This is a genomic window from Acaryochloris thomasi RCC1774 (assembly GCF_003231495.1).
In the GTDB taxonomy this organism is placed as follows: Bacteria; Cyanobacteriota; Cyanobacteriia; order Thermosynechococcales; family Thermosynechococcaceae; genus RCC1774.
In genome coordinates this window covers 164,991-180,550 of the sequence record NZ_PQWO01000003.1, presented here as the reverse complement: position 1 = coordinate 180,550, position 15,560 = coordinate 164,991, and the positions used below count along the sequence as shown (strand labels likewise).

Genomic DNA, 15,560 nt, shown 5'->3' with positions numbered 1-15,560 from the left:
AAAATAGCTGAAACCCATCTGTGCTGGTGAAGGGCTGTTCTAGCTCCGCCGTTTACTGCTAGAGAGTCGAGCTAATTTTGGACTTTTTCGAGGGGGGGTGGATCTGAATGTCTGAATTTCCAGGTGATGCTGGAGATGAGATTGGTGACGATGTGCGCGATCACCGGAATCAGAAGGTTGCCCGTCAAGATAACGCTGTAGCCCAGCAGCATTCCCACGGCGGTGGCCCAGACGACGTAGGGCCACTGATTGCGGCCGCTCATGTGTAGGACGCCGAAGCAAATGCTAGAGATGATGAGACCGACTATATTGAGGCCGAATGCGGGGAGCATGACGCCGCGAAAGAGTAACTCTTCGCTGAGGCCAGGAAGCAGCCCTAGCCAGATTAGATCGGGCCAAAAGAGCGGCGATAGAATGAGCTTTAAATAGAGGTCTGCCGACTCGCGGTACTTGGGCCAAAGTTGATAGACTACGGCGCTGGCAAGCGTGATTCCAAACCCTAGGCCGATGCCGATGGTGACCTGGGTGACGTCCCACACGAAGGGTAGGGTAGGGACAGGGTCGAAGTAGCGCCAAATCTTAGCTGCGACCAGCAGTAAGACTGCTGTGACCCCCATCGCAATCAGGACTTGACTTCGGCTTAGGGGTTCGATTTCGGGTGATTCAGGCTTTGAGTTAAGCGGTTTACTCACAGGCGTCGCAGGCAGATACTTTTGTCACCGTAACAGCTAAAGCAAAGCAGTCCCAGGGCAACTCCCACTGACCGTCGCCTTAAATGCCCCATTCACGGTTAAATAGGTGAGGATTCTTTACGTTCCTTAAGCATTCCGTTCCTTCAGTATGGGTGATTGCCTTGCCTCCGAAACCTCAGCGCTCTTTGGCGAGTATTGCAACGATTGTTGCGATCGCAACCCTAATCAGCAAAATCGCGGGCTTAGTTAGAGAGCAGGCGATCGCCTCTAAATTTGGAGCAGGTGCTGGGGTTGATGCCTTTGCCTACGCCTACATTGTTCCTGGCTTTCTGTTTATCTTGCTGGGGGGAATTAACGGTCCTTTTCACAGCGCCATTATCACCGTCTTGGCGAAGCGAACCAAGGAAGAAGCGGCTCCCCTAATCGAAACTGTCAATACCCTTGTGGGTGGACTATTGCTGATCCTAGTTGCTGGGATGATGCTATTCGCGGCCCCGATCGTGGGCTTTTTTGCCCCAGGGGCACCGCCAGAGGTGCAGATGCTCGCTGTGGAACAGTTTCGGATCATGGCTCCGCTGGGCGTCCTGTCCGTCCTGATTGGAATTGGCTTTGGGACCTTAAATGCATCTGATCAGTACTGGCTCCCTGCCATTAGTCCCTTACTCTCCAGCCTAACGGTCATTTTGGGCGCGCTGCTACTTGCCGATTATCTTGGCCCTGCAGCCCTGGCTTGGGGTACCCTTGCCGGAGGTATTTTGCAATGGTTGGCGCAGATCGTTGCCCAGTCTAAAGCTGGAATGGGAAAACCCCGTCTCCGGTTTGATTTCAACCGACCGGGCGTTCGAGAAATCTTTAGCCTCATGATTCCAGCTACGGTTTCATCTGGAATGCTGCTAATCAGCCTATTGATTAGTACCCAGTTCGCCTCTTTGATTGGTGTGGGTGTACCTGCGGCGCTTCAGTATGCCCAGAGGCTCTTTGTAATGCCGTTAGGGATTCTCTCTAATGTCATTCTGGTTCCCTACATGCCGATTTTCTCCAAGCTATCGGCCCCAGAGAACTGGCCCGAACTTAAGGGTCGAATTCGCCAAAGCCTAATTATCACAGCCATGAGCATGATGCCCATCGGAGCCTTAATGTCAGCCTTGGCCCTGCCCATCATTCGTGTCTTGCTGGAGCGAGGAGAATTTACTGCGTCCAATTCTCAGTTGGTAGCCTCCATTTTGGCTGTCTACGGACTGGGAATGTTTATCTACCTAGCACGGGATGTATTGGTCCGCGTTTTCTATGGTCTAGGGGATGGGAAGACTCCATTTAAAATCACTCTGGTGGGTTTGGGCTTCCATGCGCTCTTCTGCTATCTGTTCACGAGTGCTTTCCAAGCTCAAGGGCTAGCGATGGCAACGGTGGGAGTTAATTTATTCTCTTTGATCGCCCTCCTGTGGATTTTGAATCGTCGCTTAGGTGGCCTACCTTGGCGGACAACGGCAGGACCGATTGTAGGATTAGCCATTGGCAGCTTTTTGACTGGAGTTGTTGCTTGGGGGACATCTCAAGGATATGAAGCCCTTGTCACCGCTGATGGTCTTTTGAGCTACGTTGGCGAACTTGCCACAGCGGGTACAGCCGGAATGATCGTGTTTATACTTGTGGTTTGGCAATTGAAGCTACCAGAGGTTAACGTATTTCTTGACCGCCTCCGGCAAAAGATTCCAGGACTCAAATCCAAGTTGTAAAGGCGTAAATAAAGAAGCTGGCATAGAGCAGGCCGATGGTGCCCAGCATCAATCTAGCGCCCCAGGTTCGATAGATGCGCCATAGAAAAATACAGCCTACAATCACCGCTACAATCTCTAGGGCTGAGACAATCCCGCCGTAGTGATTGGAGTCCCAGTATGAGATCGGACTCTCAAAACGCCAGTTCGACAACGGGAAGAAGTGGCGGTGGGCATCGTCATGGTGTACGGGCAGATCTTCTAAAAGGTGAAGCAACATGCTGGCTCCGAGGATTAACCCTGTGACCGATCCAGCCGCGACCATAATCGCCATCCCTAGAACTACTAAGGGAATCGAGTTGAAAATATCGATGAAATTTTGCCAATGGGGTTGGTAGTAAGCATGACGCCAAATGTCCTGTTCCGATGTCCCGCGCAATTTCTCTACGAGATAAAACACCAGCATGGGCGCATCAGGTAAAAGTGCCCCGGTGACGATGGGTTTCAGACCTTGCCCCGAACGCCCTAAGCACAGCAGGTTGATAACGATGTGGGCAGGGGTATTCATGGGTTAGCAACAAACAACGTCTATAGTTTATCTCGCCTACTTATTCGGCATTGAGAGTTACAGATAGATGGGGGTGTTGCGATCTCGAGGTGTCATAAAAGACGTGACGTCTTCGTCGCTTACGTTTAGGTGGTGAGGCTGCAGCGCATTGTCATCAGGAAGCTGGTGTATCAGCTCCTCTAGGCTTTCTAGAGCTTTGTGGAGGGGATGAGATCGCAACCCGCGTCCATCATAGATCTGCAGTAACTGTTGGGTCTGTGCCTCAATACGCCCTAAGTGTTGAAATAGGTGCCGCTCAGGAAATGCCGTAACCCGATGCACGTGGGGCAGCAGGGTCGCAGATGGCTTGGGAGCCGCCTGCTTGCGATCAAAAAAAACAATGCTCATTTGCGGATACTGAACCGTACACCAGCGGCAGAACTCCCCAAAATGATTGCGATAGGCAGCAATATCCACCAGCAAGATTTTCGGTAACCTGCAGGACATGGCGCTGAACTCCACCGTCTGTCGCAGGCTCACCCCCGGATTGCCCCACGCCACCGGAATTCCCTGAGAACAGAAAATATCTTGCCAAACTTTGCCCTGTACCGATGAGATATGCAGCATCAGGACTTGGTCAACGAGAGCGTATGCGTCAGCCTTGGGTGAAGGACGATGCTGAAACAATAGATCGGTTTGGCCTATCTTGATGCGATCACCATGCTTCAGTAACACGGGTTCCGTCACCGGCTGCTCGTTCACCGACGAACCATTGGCGCTGCCCAGATCAATGAAGTAGCAGTCGTGATTTTGCTGCACATCAATGCGGGCATGGCAGCGAGACGTACAGGGATCCTGCAGACAAATTGTATTGGCTTGATTCCGGCCTAGGGTCCAAGTTCTTAGGTTGCTGAGGCGGAATGTTTGCAAGCCCGCTTCAGAATTTAAGAGTAGCTGCGGGGTCTCGATAGAACTGGACTCAAAATCACGGGAACGAGAATGTGGGAGAGAAACCATGCGCTGAGTCAAAAGCTCTAGAAAATTGGACGGGGCTTTGCCTAAGCATGACTCTGAAATATAGCCTTCGACATATCTAAGTCGGACATCAAGGTCATTGAAACCTATCTCTGCTGAAGAAGAGCTGTCCTAACTTAGCTGGCGACGGCTATAGATGCAGAATATTTTGGTGGACCCTATCGTTAGGATTCCCGGCCAAATGTATACGTTGTATATGCGTAATGTATAATCTCCTCTACCATTCCTGCCTTTGTTCGGAAGCAAAAGATAATAAAAAGACCCCTCCAAAACTGAAGGGATCCTGTGATCAATTTTTTGTGAATTCAGCGGACCTTAAGAACGAGCCGCTTTTGCTTGATGCTCTTTGAAAGACTGGTAGGCCTTCTCCGGCTCATAGAGATGACAGTCATCTGTAATGGTTTTGATCAGTTCCAAATCGAACTTTGTCTCACAGACGTACTCACCCCAGTTTTCCTTCAGGCTTTCATGGGCCATGCGTAGGTTATAGGACGGAATCGCTGTGGAAACATGGTGGGGGATATGGACGTTGATGTCGTGGCAGAGAAACGTAATCCACCAGGGATAATCGCAGTGAATGGAACCCACAAGCTGCGCTTCTGCAGGATTCCATTCGTCAGTCGGCTTAAACGCAACGTCAGGTGCGGTATGGTGCACCAGCGTAAAAGTGCTCATCCAGAAGTGGTAGCCCATCCAAGGTAGAAGCCAGAACTTAATAAAGCCCCAGACGCCAGTGGTCAGGATCAGAGTCGGAAATGCGATCGCACCAAACAAAACTACAACAGCCACCGACAGCTTGATATCAGCCTGGTCCTTCTCGTCATACTGTCGCCAGTCGAAATGCAAATTGAACCAGTGAATGATCGAACCGATCCACCAGAGCCGACCGCGAATGACCTTGTAAGCGCCAGCCACAACGGGACCACACCCGTCATACTCTTCAGTGCTAAAGGGCCGCCATGCATTATCAACGTCTAGCTCATTGGTATGCACATGATGAAAATTGTGCATAATCCGCCAGCCGTGGAACGGATAGATCAGCGGCATCATGCAAATATGACCGACAACATCGTTAACCCAGCGCTTTTTGGCAAAGGAACGATGGGCACAGTCATGACCAATGACGAAAAATCCCGTCAGGGCCGTACCCGTGAAAAACCAGGCGAAGGGTAAGAGATACCAAGGAGAGAACACAATGGCTGCATAGCCCAGCGCCACACCTAGAACGGTCACGACGACCTCTGTCCATGCCTTGCGAGCATTTTTCTCAAAGCAAGCCTTGGGAAGGGACTGGATAATCTTTTGCATGGTCACTTCGGGATTGTCCAGACTCCGAAGCTTCGATTCAGGCTTAATTAAAGAGGCAGTCATAACTGAGGTTATTTCTCCTGGTATTCAGTGATAGCCATATTCCTTAACTTTCTACGGCCAGCCGTTGTAGCTGACGTCTGCATTCGCGGCGCCCTGTCAGAATTTTGGGCCTGACACCCAACGCCCCCTAGAGCGGGGGCTTTCGGAGACTAATGCAGAGAACTCAAGACCTTATCCCAAAATTCTTGGGGTTTCTAATATGAATAGAAGTTAAGTAACTTTACCTACTGTATCCGAGTTCGCTACCTTATGCACTGTCAGAAGGCTCCTGGCCTAGAAGACTTTCCTCAGCGTCAACTACCATAGAAAAGATTGTTTTTCGGATTAACGTTCATGACTGCTCGGTCTCGCTATCACATCACCACCTTCGGCTGCCAAATGAATAAAGCCGATTCCGAACGGATGGCGGGGGTCCTAGAAAATATGGGACTGCAGTGGTCTGATACGCCAGAGCAGGCGGATGTGATTCTCTACAACACCTGTTCCATTCGAGACAATGCTGAACAAAAGGTCTATTCCTATTTGGGGCGGCAGGCCAAGCGCAAGCATCACGATCCAAAGCTAACGTTAATTGTCGCTGGATGCGTGGCTCAGCAAGAAGGCGAAGCCCTCCTGCGCCGCGTCCCCGAAGTGGATCTGATCATGGGGCCGCAGCACGCTAACCGCCTCCAGGATTTATTGGAGCAGGTGTTTGACGGCAATCAAGTGGTCGCCACCGAACCCATCCATATTGTTGAAGACATCACCAAGCCCCGTCGGGATAGTTCTGTAACCGCCTGGGTTAACGTTATCTACGGCTGTAATGAGCGCTGTACCTACTGTGTGGTTCCGGGCGTTCGCGGCGTTGAGCAGTCCCGCACCCCTGAAGCGATTCGGCAGGATATGGTGCTGTTGGGTCAGCAGGGCTATAAGGAAGTGACGCTGCTGGGCCAAAATATTGACGCCTATGGTCGAGACTTACCTGGCATCACCCCCGAAGGACGGCGGCAGAACACGCTGACGGACTTACTCTACTTCGTTCATGATGTGCCTGGGATTGAGCGGATTCGGTTCGCCACTAGCCATCCCCGCTATTTCACGGAGCGGCTGATTCGGGCCTGTCACGAGCTGCCTAAGGTGTGTGAGCATTTTCATATCCCGTTTCAGTCAGGTGATAATGATGTTCTGAAAGCGATGGCGCGGGGCTATACCCATGAAAAATACCGCAGGATTATTCATAAGATTCGAGCGTTAATGCCGGATGCGGCCATCAGTGCCGATGCGATTGTGGGTTTCCCGGGTGAAACAGAGGCGCAGTTTGAAAATACGCTGCGATTGGTTGAACACCTAGAGTTCGATTTGGTTAATACTGCGGCCTACTCCCCTCGGCCTGGAACCCCTGCCGCTGTTTGGGAGAATCAGCTTGAAGAAGAGGTCAAAAGCGATCGTCTCCAGCGGCTGAACCATCTCATGAGCCAAATGGCGACGGAGCGCTCCCATCGCTATGCTGGTCGAGTTGAAGAGATTTTGGTGGAGGATCAAAATCCCAAAGATCCAGCGCAGGTGATGGGGCGCACTCGAGGGAACCGCCTAACCTTTTTCCCAGGGAACATTGCTGAGCTGCAGGGGCAACTGGTGCCGGTTAAGATTACAGAGGTTCGGTCTTTCAGCATTACGGGCGAGCGGCTGCCAGCAGAGGCTGTGGTTTGAGGGCGGCGACCTTAGCCGTCTTAATATTGCCAAGATAGAATCGTTATCTTTGGGGTGGACCCTTTCGCAGGAGCCTTGAGGCTCGTCGCCGCAATTTTTATATGGATCTCAATCGCCTTTTAATTTGGTTGGTCTGCATTTCTTGCACGGCCAATCTCATTCGCGGACTGCAGCATTATCGAACTGCAGGTGGGTGGGTGGCTGTGTCCGGCCTGATTTTGGGATTGATGTGGGTGCTGTGGTTGCATCAACCGCAAACCGCTGGTCTTCTGGGCGGTGCCGTGTGGGTCATTTTCGTCGTTCTACCCCTGATTAGCTTTCGCCGGACCCAGGTGCTTGCTGCTCAGTACCGGTTTCAGGCTGCAGCGCGCTGTGCGTACTTCGGACGTCTTTTCCATCCGTTCGATGGCTGGTGGATCTATCCCGGTTATCTGAGAGCGCTGGCGCTGGCGCAGTTTGGTCGCCCAGAGGCGATCGGTCACTTTGAACGCCTCAAAAATACGACTTCAGGTTTAGGACAGGCTGCCTACTGTAATCTATTTCGAGTCAAGGGAGACTGGGAGGGACTGCGACGCTGGGTTGAGCAAGACATTACGCTGGAGAATCTCAGCCGCTATCCCCGCCTTATTTCTTTTTACCTGCAGGCTCTGGGTGAAACGAATGCTCTCAATGCCATGGTTGAGACAATGGACCGTTTCCAGTCCCTACTGCAAAAGATGGGACAAATCGACTGGAATCTGGGTCGTTTGATTGTGTTTACCTACTGTGGACAGCCTGCAGTGGTGTCTCACCTACTGCAGGGCACGAGAACCCCTCGCGACCGCCGGTTTTGGCTCGCGACTGCCTGCATGGCCGCTGGGAAGCCGGAGGTGGCTCAAGCCGATATTGATGAGATTTTAGACAGTGGTGATTTGCTCTATTACCAAACGCTTCAAGCCCGGACGCAATGGTCGCGCTCTAAATCAGATCTCAGCGATCGCTCTCATGCTTTGCTACGGCAGTGGCGACCGGATGTGGATAGAGCCTTTCCATCGGTGACAACCTCTGCGTCCCTAAAGACATCTCCCGTTACGCTGGTGTTAATTGGTATAAACCTCCTCTTTTTCCTGCGCGAAATTCAGGGCGGGAGCCTTGATATTCTTTTCATGCTCAATAGCCTGCGAGGCATAAGTACGCCGGATCAGATGCTTCTAGCTCATCAAGAAATGCTGATTCAGCTTGGGGCTCTGGTGAAGTATGAAACGGTGATCAATGGGGAGTGGTCGCGGGTTTTGACGGCTACCTTTTTGCACTATGACATTAGCCACTTACTGTTCAATATGTTGGGTTTAGCTATCTTGGGTCCCTTTGTCGAGAAGCAGTTGGGACGTCTGCGATTTAGCCTGATGTATTTTGTGGCAGGGGTGGGTTCAATGTTATTGGTGTTGCAGGGGCTTGACCCGAGGGGGCTGGCCTTGGGAGCGTCTGGAGCCGTCATGGGCGTGCTGGGGGCAGAAGCCGTGATTTTGTTGCTGCAATGGCGACGTAAACCCTCTCGATTTGCGCAACGGCGACTCCGTCTAATTGGGATTGTGGTTGCGTCACAGACCGTTTTTGATTTAATCACCCCTGAGGTTAGTTTCATTGGTCATATTTCAGGCTTGGTTTTGGGATTTGTTGCCGGTTTGATCCTTCAAATTCGCCGTGGGACTTAACGATATCGTCCGGCTATTGGGCTTTAAACTTTTGTCTACAGATAATCCTGATGGCTGAAAAGACGCAGCTCTCCTCAGGCCATTCAATTCTGAGCGGCACGATCTGGAATATGTTGGCCGTTGGCATTCGTCTGCCGGTGGGATTTATTACGGTGGTCGTCCTTACGTCTGTGCTAGGACCGGAGGATTTTGGTCGCTTTACGCTGACGACGACGGTGGTGTTGTGGCTCAAGTTCTCGATCACGCTGCTGTTTGAGCAGGCTACGGTGAAGCTCGTGAGTGAAGCCGATGATTGGCGACCCATTGGGGCAAAAGTCAGTCAAATAACGGGCCTACTGAGCCTGGGAGCGGTACTGCTACTGTGGGTTTTAGCAGATGCGATCGCAACTCTTCTTCAAGACCCTGCTCTCTCTGGTTACTTGAGGCTACTGAGCCTTGACATACCCCTTTTCTGTCTGGCGCGCATCCACAACAGTCTACTGATTGGGACCGGTCAATTTCGCCAGCGAGCGCTGAGTTTGGGGGCTTACTGGCTCACCCGAGTTCTGCTGATTGTTGGCTTTGTCTTCCTTGGCTGGTCCGTTTTGGGTGCACTGCTAGGCTGCATGGCTGGCTCTGTTGCCTCGTTGCTGATTGGACGATACTTTATTCGTCCCGCTCTTTTTCAACGCAGCGAATTTTCCCGAGACCCTCTTTGGGTCTATGCTGGGCCTCTCTTTATCTCCAGTATGGGGCTGCAAATCTACGATAAATTAGACTTGCTTGCCTATAAAGCCCTCGGTGGTACCGTCGCTCAAGCCGGGATTTATGCCTTGGCGCTCCAGCTGATTATTATTGCGCGGGTCTTTGCCGCAGCCTTAAATCCTCTACTGCTGTCCACTCTCAGTCGGCTTTTGAAGGCAAAGGAGCAGCCCCAGGCAAAGCAAATAGCCCAAACTGCCCTACGGATTCTCTTGCTCCAGCTACCTCTGTTGGCGATGTTGGCGGCCTCAGCTCCTGAATGGATTGTCCTTGGATTTGGTGAACAATACAGACCAGCTGCTTCCTTCTTTGCCTGGCTGATCTTCAGTGCTGTGGGCCTCGATCTGCTCCAAATCACTTCAGCTATTTTGACCGGTCTTGGCCGCCCCCGAGCCAGTATTTGGCTTGTCGCACCGCTCTCTCCGGTTGCTCTTTGTGGCTATTTTTGGCTCATTCCCCGCTCAGGAGCGTTAGGGGCAGCCCAGGTCACCACCGTCGTTGCTCTGCTCGGTGGCTTCGCCGGTGCGCTGGTGGTTCAGTCTACCTGGACCCTTCAGCTTCCCTTGGGAACATTCTGGCGGAGTGTCTTACTCTCGGGCGCTAGCGCTGCTGTGACGAAGCTTTGGCCTGTTTCAGCATGGGGTGTCTTTCTGAAGCTTGCAGTCGTCACCGTGGGTATCCTCATTGGATTTCTGCTATTGGGCGAGTTCAGGAAGCAAGACCTAACAATCATCAAGTCTTTGCTTCCGCTCGGCAAAAGCCCCAGACCCCAGCCATAATTGACGAAATATCCCCTCAGAGATGGAGTCTTTGACGTTAATCCCTACAGAAGTGCTTTCGGTATTTTCTGAAAGCCAGTCCTTTGAGCCAGTCTGTTCTTTAGTCAAATGATGCCAACGGCTTCACTCTCTCGGTTAGACCGTTAGCCATCTTGCCTAGCCCACTAAGACCAAACGGGCCATCCACATATCTGAGGGATCCGAGTAATAGTCGACTTCTAAAACTTCATACGTCTGAGAACGAGATGAATCATTGATTTTGATCGAGTCACTTTTTTTGACGCCCGATTTGTGCGCTGTCATGTAAAACTCTTTTGGACTTTCAGAACTCGCTTCCAGCACAAAATCAACCCCTGCACCAGAGGCTTGGTAGCTGTGCGTCTTGAGCTTCTGTCGCCAGCCTTGCAGCAATGAGCGAACTTTGTGACCTTCTGTTTTTTGACCCGGTGAATGCGTCGATGGGTTGAACTCTACGGATGTGTTCACTTGCAATATCTCCGAACACGAGAATTTACTTTCTCGAATGAAATATAAATACATCCTATGACTGCTGCTCCGAAAACATGGCGACCACACAAAAGCTTAAGTTCCGGGAAGAACTAGGGAAGATGCAACAAGCTTCTGAAACCCCACTGTAGTCAGATGAAACTCAGCCCCCTTTCAATAGTGCTTAAACACTGACTCCATAACAATTTCAGCGTTCAGTCACTAGCCGTTATCTTAACGACCCGTCGTCTAGATGCAATATCTAAAAGTAAACCACGATCACCTGAGATGATTGCGACTCTTCGTCACTAGTTAACCTAAGTTCAGCTTTCTATTGATTGTCTTACAAATGTTAATGAAGTGAGGGACTGTCTTCTTGCAGATCCGTGAGGTAGTAACCGGAATGAAATGCCGCTCTCAAAAGATCCAATAGAATATATCGCTGCGATTGGCTTGAAAAGCCAATTTTACGTTTTGAATGAGCTTGGATCGCCCGATAGGACGCCTTAGTGCTTACTAGATCGATTTGCGAGCTGCTGAGCTGCTAGCCAAAGAAATGGAGGAATGGTGGTTGCATAGCGCCGCCAAAGTCTTCCGGGTTCCTGGCATAGACGATAGGCCCACTCAAGCCCAGAGTCTCTGGCCCATTGCGGTGCGTATGCTTGGAGGCCTGCGTAAACTGGGAAAACCCCTCCTAGGCCAATCATGGTTGCGTTGACCCGGCCGCGATGAGCTGCGATCCATTTTTCTTGCTTGGGGCAACCTAAAGATAGGAGCAGTAGTCCAGCCTTACTCTGATTAATTTTGTTGATGAGATCTCGGTCCTCACTGGGCGTTAGAGGGCGAAAAGGTAAGGGATCCATGCCTACAATATTAAGACTAGGATATTCAATGTCTAAACGTTGTCGCATCTTGGCCAAAATCTGAGCGCTAGATCCTAAAAATAGGACGCCTATACTGCGGCTTTGTGACCCTACACACAATTCTCTCAGCAGATCCATGCCAGCGACCCGTTCTTGATCGTAAATTCCTAGTAGACGCAACATCCACACAAGCGGCATGCCATCAGGCGTCACTAGGTCTGCTGCATGCAAGACCTGTCTAAAGTCCGGATTCCAGCGAGCTTCCATCAACATATGAACATTCGCCACGTAGACGGCTCGGCTCTCGTTCTGCGTGGCCCAACCTAGAATCAGGTTGACGTGCTGGCTCAGAGACAGGGGATTGATAGAAATGCCAATAACTTGTCTGCGAGGGGGCTCTGCCTGGTTCATCGCTTCTAAAGGCTTATTTATTTAAAATACTTAAAAGTGCTGCAGATGTTTCATGTCCTGCAGGTAAAGCTTTCAGGCCGATAATCCCCCTATCTAAGCCTGTTTGCCTTCTATTATAAGTAAGACATTTTTTATCTCTTTGTGCAATGAATTTTGTGCTCGAAGCTACTCTCTCATTTCAATAAGTTGTGGGTTGACTCCTGTCATTTCTTCAGATAATGCATTCCTGGTGTTCTCAACTAGCCGACTAGTATTGAAGATGTTGGAGTTTGGCGCTAATAAAACTATTGAATATGCATGAGTCTTCAGGTGAACTGCGAGTTGGATTATTTTCTGCCCAATTATTTAATCTTGAATATTGAGATAAATATCTCAATATGTGGTGTTAACCTGAGCAAGGGGGGGATAGGGGGCGTATTCTTCTCGTCACCCGTTTATATTCTCTCGATCGATAAAATCTAGACTTATGTAACCTACTCTGCTCAAGGTTCTCGGAGCGCATGACCCTTTTCTGCGAGTTCCGGATGGTTCCCTAAGGCTTGTGCTGCTTTCCTCTGTTGTTGAGATTTTCAGCAGTGACGTTGAGGCACTTGGTTGCTGCTGGCTATTATTGAAACAATGGCTTGAAAATATAATGGATAAATAATTTGATATTTGAATGAGTGGTAAGAGTGGTAAGAAAAATTTTTGTTCTGAATTAGAATAACAATATCTTCGAGATCTTCAAGAGCAAGGTTGTCTCTGTTCTGTGATGCCTGTATTCCTATTGTATAGATATAGAGAACGCCTGTTTTGACTGCTTTGACTCAACATGCTGGCACCGCTGATACTAGATCTTCTAGTGAGTCACTTAGAGGGCTTGCAATATTAGCTGTCTTGGTGAATCACTACATAAATGATTACTCAACAATGAATGTTGGTGGGTTTGCAAATGTGATTGTGTCGGTCTTTTTCTTGCTCAGCGGTTATGGGATTTTTGCCTCTGTACGCAAAAAAGTTATCAAGGATTTCTCCATTATCAGTTTGGTGCTTTTCTTTCGAGATCGTCTAGTGCGCCTGTTCCCTCTGTATTGGATTGCTCTTGCTGCGCAGATGCTCGTCAATCATGAACCCTACCAGGTGTCTGATTTTCTGGGGATAGGAGCGGAGGGTCACTACTGGTTTATCTCTGCCATCCTTCAGTGTTATTTGCTGAGCCCTTTTCTTGCCTATGCTTTAGATCGGAAAAAGTATCTGACTCTCTTCGGAACCACGCTTGTTTTTATCGGTGTTTACTTTCTCCCTTCTCACTATCCCTTTCTTGCGAATACTCTCGGCTGGCTGCATTTCGTGGAGTCTCCCTATTTAGATATATATTTTTTGCATACATATCTTTTCTTTCTGGGGATGTCTCTGCAGAAGTTGGAATTAATTAAGAATCGAACGCAATGGGAGAGCAAGATCCCTAAGTCTGTGCATTGCACAATATTCTTGTTGATTTTTATTTTAATTTGCTTCTCTGTTCTGCTGGATAAGGTCTATTCCTTCCCAGTCTTTGGTACTCTAATACTCGTTATTGCATGGACTATCTATGCACTTAGGAATGGGATTGAAATTAAATTTTTCGCTTTTCTGGGAAGGATTTCATTCTCAGTGTACTTGTTTCATATGACGTACTATTTCCTTTTAGCGAAAATTGGCGTTCTAAAAATTGACCTTCTCTGGAGTGTTGTTGCAGTGATTATTGTCTCACCTGCTTTTGTTCTCCTGTGCCTGGGGTTAGAGCGCTTCGGTAATGATGTCGCTCGCAAGTTAAAAAAAGTGGGAGCCTAGAGCTTGCTAGCGGTTTCAGCTCGTTCGCTGATAGCCATTAAGTTGTCTTGTTGGGAATAGGTTGATTGCTGAAATTAACCATTCGTATTGGTTCTCGTCAATGCCAGTTTCAGGGCATGGTTTGCCTGTAGGCCAAATATTGCAATTCTGGGTAAAGATCTAGACTCAAAATAATAGTTGTTTGCTTGTTCTCGACCTGTGAATTTGGAAAATATAGTTGTGATTGGACGGGCATTATTAGCGCATGAGATGGCCACTAGAGGCTTGTCTGTCTGTTTTGTGGAAGTTGATCTGCGTTCTCTTACTGCCCTTGAATAACCTCCCGATTCATCGAAGGGCCCGGCTGAGTTAGGATCGCTTTCTCGGGCGTAGACTTCAGTTGCTGTATGGCTCTAGCTATTCTGTACATGCTATCTTCCCTGGTGTGATAGGGGGGTGGGTTTTAGGCTGGGAGGGATCTCTGCTGCGGCTTCCCACTCAGCTATTAGGGTTTGTAATAGGGCCTCTTGTTGTGAGCGGAAGAGCGCAATATTTCCCTCTCCGTTCAGGAGTACGAACCAGACAGCGTCCTGTTTTTGGGTTGGAATAGCTCCGGCTAAGGCGCTCACTCTGTTAAGTGTGCCTGATTTAAGGATCGCCTGTTGAGGTAGTGGGCGACTGTCCAGGATGCCGATGTCTTTGCCGGGGATGGCTAAGATGTCGGCAGGGTTCATTTGTTGGGGGTGGAGAAGATTTGCGATCGCAAACATAACCCCACAGGCCGCCCGAGGAGACATCCTGTTCTCAACCCCTAACCCAGATCCGTTAATCAGTTGAATTTCGCTCTGAGGAACCCCAGCTGCTTGTGCTGCTGTTTGAGCCACAACCTGAGCCCCTCCGACTTCCTGTGCTAGCATCTCTGCCATTGCATTATTGCTGTAGCGGTTCATGCGCTTCAGGAGTTCAGCCAGCGGCAACGATGGATGCTCATGAATGATCGTGGGTGGGGTGACTGCTTCGGCGACCTGTACATTGCCCTGAATTTCTAGCTGTGGTTTCGGGATGTCTTTCAGCGTCTGGTACTGCGTCGCGGCTTCTGGTGGCCATTGTTGGGCGTTGAAGCTCTGCTTCAGTAATTCTCCTGTTTGCTGAGGGTCGGTTTTGAAGTTCATGTAGAATGGCCCCTGGATGATCAGGTTGCCGGACACTCGCTGGATTCCTTTTTGAGAGAGGAGATTGGCCGTTGCGATCGCATCTTCCCAAACAAAGAGGGGATCTGCCCCGCCCTGAATGACCAAATCGCCCTGTAGCACCCCATCCTTAATTGGTCCCGTTGTCCCAATCACAGTGTTGAAGCGATGACGAGGCCCCAGCTTTTTTAGAGCGGCCAACGACGTGGCTACCTTCGTAATCGAAGCCGCAGGCAAAGGTACAGTACCTTGATGATTTGCCAGTAGTTGCGTTGATGATTGAATCCAGACCCCTTGGGCTGCCCTGGGCGCTGCAAGCTGACCAAGATATTGGTCAATTGTAGAATTTTCAACAGATTTGGGTTGCTGCAAAGTCAGATTTAACGGCTGAGCGTTCTGTACCGTCGGACTGGAAACCTCTTTTGGATCAGGCTCAGGTATGGGAGCTGTTTTGCTGCAGCCCAAGCCGTACAGCCCCAGACAGAGTAATGGAAGGGTTACAGATCGAGTTGCAAACATCTACCCTGCGCTCATTTGCCGAAGTGTCAGTATTTTA

The 15,560-nt window shown here is 49.9% G+C and carries 12 protein-coding genes; 5 read left to right on the top strand and 7 right to left on the bottom strand.

What is annotated here, in order from left to right:
• Positions 1 to 71 precede the first annotated feature (71 nt).
• Positions 72 to 617: a CPBP family intramembrane glutamic endopeptidase gene (locus C1752_RS06440; RefSeq protein WP_110985235.1), complete on the bottom strand. Its 546-nt coding sequence runs from the start codon at positions 615 to 617 to the stop codon at positions 72 to 74.
• A 230-nt stretch (positions 618 to 847) separates the two neighbouring features.
• Here C1752_RS06440 and murJ point away from each other — a divergent pair, with 230 nt between their 5' ends.
• Complete coding sequence (murJ, locus tag C1752_RS06435) at positions 848 to 2,428, top strand: murein biosynthesis integral membrane protein MurJ (RefSeq protein WP_110985457.1); 1,581 nt, start codon at positions 848 to 850, stop codon at positions 2,426 to 2,428.
• On the opposite strand, the gene C1752_RS06430 is transcribed toward murJ, so the two are convergent.
• The 3 genes from C1752_RS06430 to C1752_RS06420 form a co-directional block, all read right to left on the bottom strand.
• On the bottom strand, positions 2,412 to 2,975 hold the full coding sequence (locus tag C1752_RS06430; protein WP_110985234.1) for a hypothetical protein: 564 nt from the start codon (positions 2,973 to 2,975) through the stop codon (positions 2,412 to 2,414). The genes murJ and C1752_RS06430 overlap by 17 nt on opposite strands.
• Before the next feature lie 57 nt (positions 2,976 to 3,032).
• Positions 3,033 to 3,971: an FHA domain-containing protein gene (locus tag C1752_RS06425; RefSeq protein ID WP_110985233.1), complete on the bottom strand. Its 939-nt coding sequence runs from the start codon at positions 3,969 to 3,971 to the stop codon at positions 3,033 to 3,035.
• Between the two features lie 333 nt (positions 3,972 to 4,304).
• Entirely contained in the window at positions 4,305 to 5,360 is a 1,056-nt protein-coding gene (locus tag C1752_RS06420) for a fatty acid desaturase (RefSeq protein ID WP_110985232.1), read from the bottom strand.
• Between the two features lie 333 nt (positions 5,361 to 5,693).
• Between C1752_RS06420 and miaB the strand changes: the two genes are divergently transcribed.
• The 3 genes from miaB to C1752_RS06405 all read left to right on the top strand — a co-directional run bounded on the left by miaB (position 5,694) and on the right by C1752_RS06405 (position 10,263).
• Positions 5,694 to 7,049 carry a tRNA (N6-isopentenyl adenosine(37)-C2)-methylthiotransferase MiaB gene (gene miaB, locus C1752_RS06415; protein ID WP_110985231.1) on the top strand — a complete coding sequence of 452 codons (1,356 nt, stop codon included), beginning with the start codon at positions 5,694 to 5,696 and terminating at the stop codon, positions 7,047 to 7,049.
• A gap of 101 nt (positions 7,050 to 7,150) precedes the next feature.
• Positions 7,151 to 8,743 carry a rhomboid family intramembrane serine protease gene (locus C1752_RS06410; protein WP_110985230.1) on the top strand — a complete coding sequence of 531 codons (1,593 nt, stop codon included), beginning with the start codon at positions 7,151 to 7,153 and terminating at the stop codon, positions 8,741 to 8,743.
• Between the two features lie 50 nt (positions 8,744 to 8,793).
• On the top strand, positions 8,794 to 10,263 hold the full coding sequence (locus C1752_RS06405) for a lipopolysaccharide biosynthesis protein (protein WP_110985229.1): 1,470 nt from the start codon (positions 8,794 to 8,796) through the stop codon (positions 10,261 to 10,263).
• A 156-nt stretch (positions 10,264 to 10,419) separates the two neighbouring features.
• On the opposite strand, the gene C1752_RS06400 is transcribed toward C1752_RS06405, so the two are convergent.
• Together C1752_RS06400 and C1752_RS06395 are read right to left on the bottom strand one after the other, a co-directional pair.
• Positions 10,420 to 10,749, bottom strand: a complete 330-nt coding sequence (locus C1752_RS06400; protein ID WP_110985228.1) for a hypothetical protein — start codon at positions 10,747 to 10,749, stop codon at positions 10,420 to 10,422.
• Between the two features lie 506 nt (positions 10,750 to 11,255).
• A complete protein-coding gene (locus C1752_RS06395; RefSeq protein WP_110985227.1) occupies positions 11,256 to 12,023 on the bottom strand; it encodes a WecB/TagA/CpsF family glycosyltransferase in 768 nt (255 codons plus the stop codon).
• A gap of 792 nt (positions 12,024 to 12,815) precedes the next feature.
• On the opposite strand from C1752_RS06395, the gene C1752_RS06390 reads away from it, so the two are divergent.
• Positions 12,816 to 13,835, top strand: a complete 1,020-nt coding sequence (locus C1752_RS06390) for an acyltransferase family protein (RefSeq protein ID WP_110985226.1) — start codon at positions 12,816 to 12,818, stop codon at positions 13,833 to 13,835.
• Between the two features lie 410 nt (positions 13,836 to 14,245).
• Here the strand turns inward: C1752_RS06390 and C1752_RS06385 are convergent, their stop codons facing one another.
• Complete coding sequence (locus C1752_RS06385; RefSeq protein WP_110985225.1) at positions 14,246 to 15,523, bottom strand: D-alanyl-D-alanine carboxypeptidase; 1,278 nt, start codon at positions 15,521 to 15,523, stop codon at positions 14,246 to 14,248.
• Between the last annotated feature and the right edge of the window lie 37 nt (positions 15,524 to 15,560).

What these genes read in the sequence shown, in the direction of transcription:
- C1752_RS06410 (WP_110985230.1), top strand. Translation starts at nt 7,151, where the DNA reads ATGGATCTCAATCGCCTTTTAATTTGGTTGGTCTGCATTTCTTGCACG.
- C1752_RS06405 (WP_110985229.1), top strand. Translation starts at nt 8,794, where the DNA reads ATGGCTGAAAAGACGCAGCTCTCCTCAGGCCATTCAATTCTGAGCGGC.
- C1752_RS06420 (WP_110985232.1), bottom strand. Translation starts at nt 5,360, where the DNA reads ATGACTGCCTCTTTAATTAAGCCTGAATCGAAGCTTCGGAGTCTGGAC.
- C1752_RS06440 (WP_110985235.1), bottom strand. Translation starts at nt 617, where the DNA reads ATGGGGGTCACAGCAGTCTTACTGCTGGTCGCAGCTAAGATTTGGCGC.
- C1752_RS06395 (WP_110985227.1), bottom strand. Translation starts at nt 12,023, where the DNA reads ATGAACCAGGCAGAGCCCCCTCGCAGACAAGTTATTGGCATTTCTATC.
- miaB (WP_110985231.1), top strand. Translation starts at nt 5,694, where the DNA reads ATGACTGCTCGGTCTCGCTATCACATCACCACCTTCGGCTGCCAAATG.
- C1752_RS06385 (WP_110985225.1), bottom strand. Translation starts at nt 15,523, where the DNA reads ATGTTTGCAACTCGATCTGTAACCCTTCCATTACTCTGTCTGGGGCTG.
- C1752_RS06425 (WP_110985233.1), bottom strand. Translation starts at nt 3,971, where the DNA reads ATGGTTTCTCTCCCACATTCTCGTTCCCGTGATTTTGAGTCCAGTTCT.
- C1752_RS06430 (WP_110985234.1), bottom strand. Translation starts at nt 2,975, where the DNA reads ATGAATACCCCTGCCCACATCGTTATCAACCTGCTGTGCTTAGGGCGT.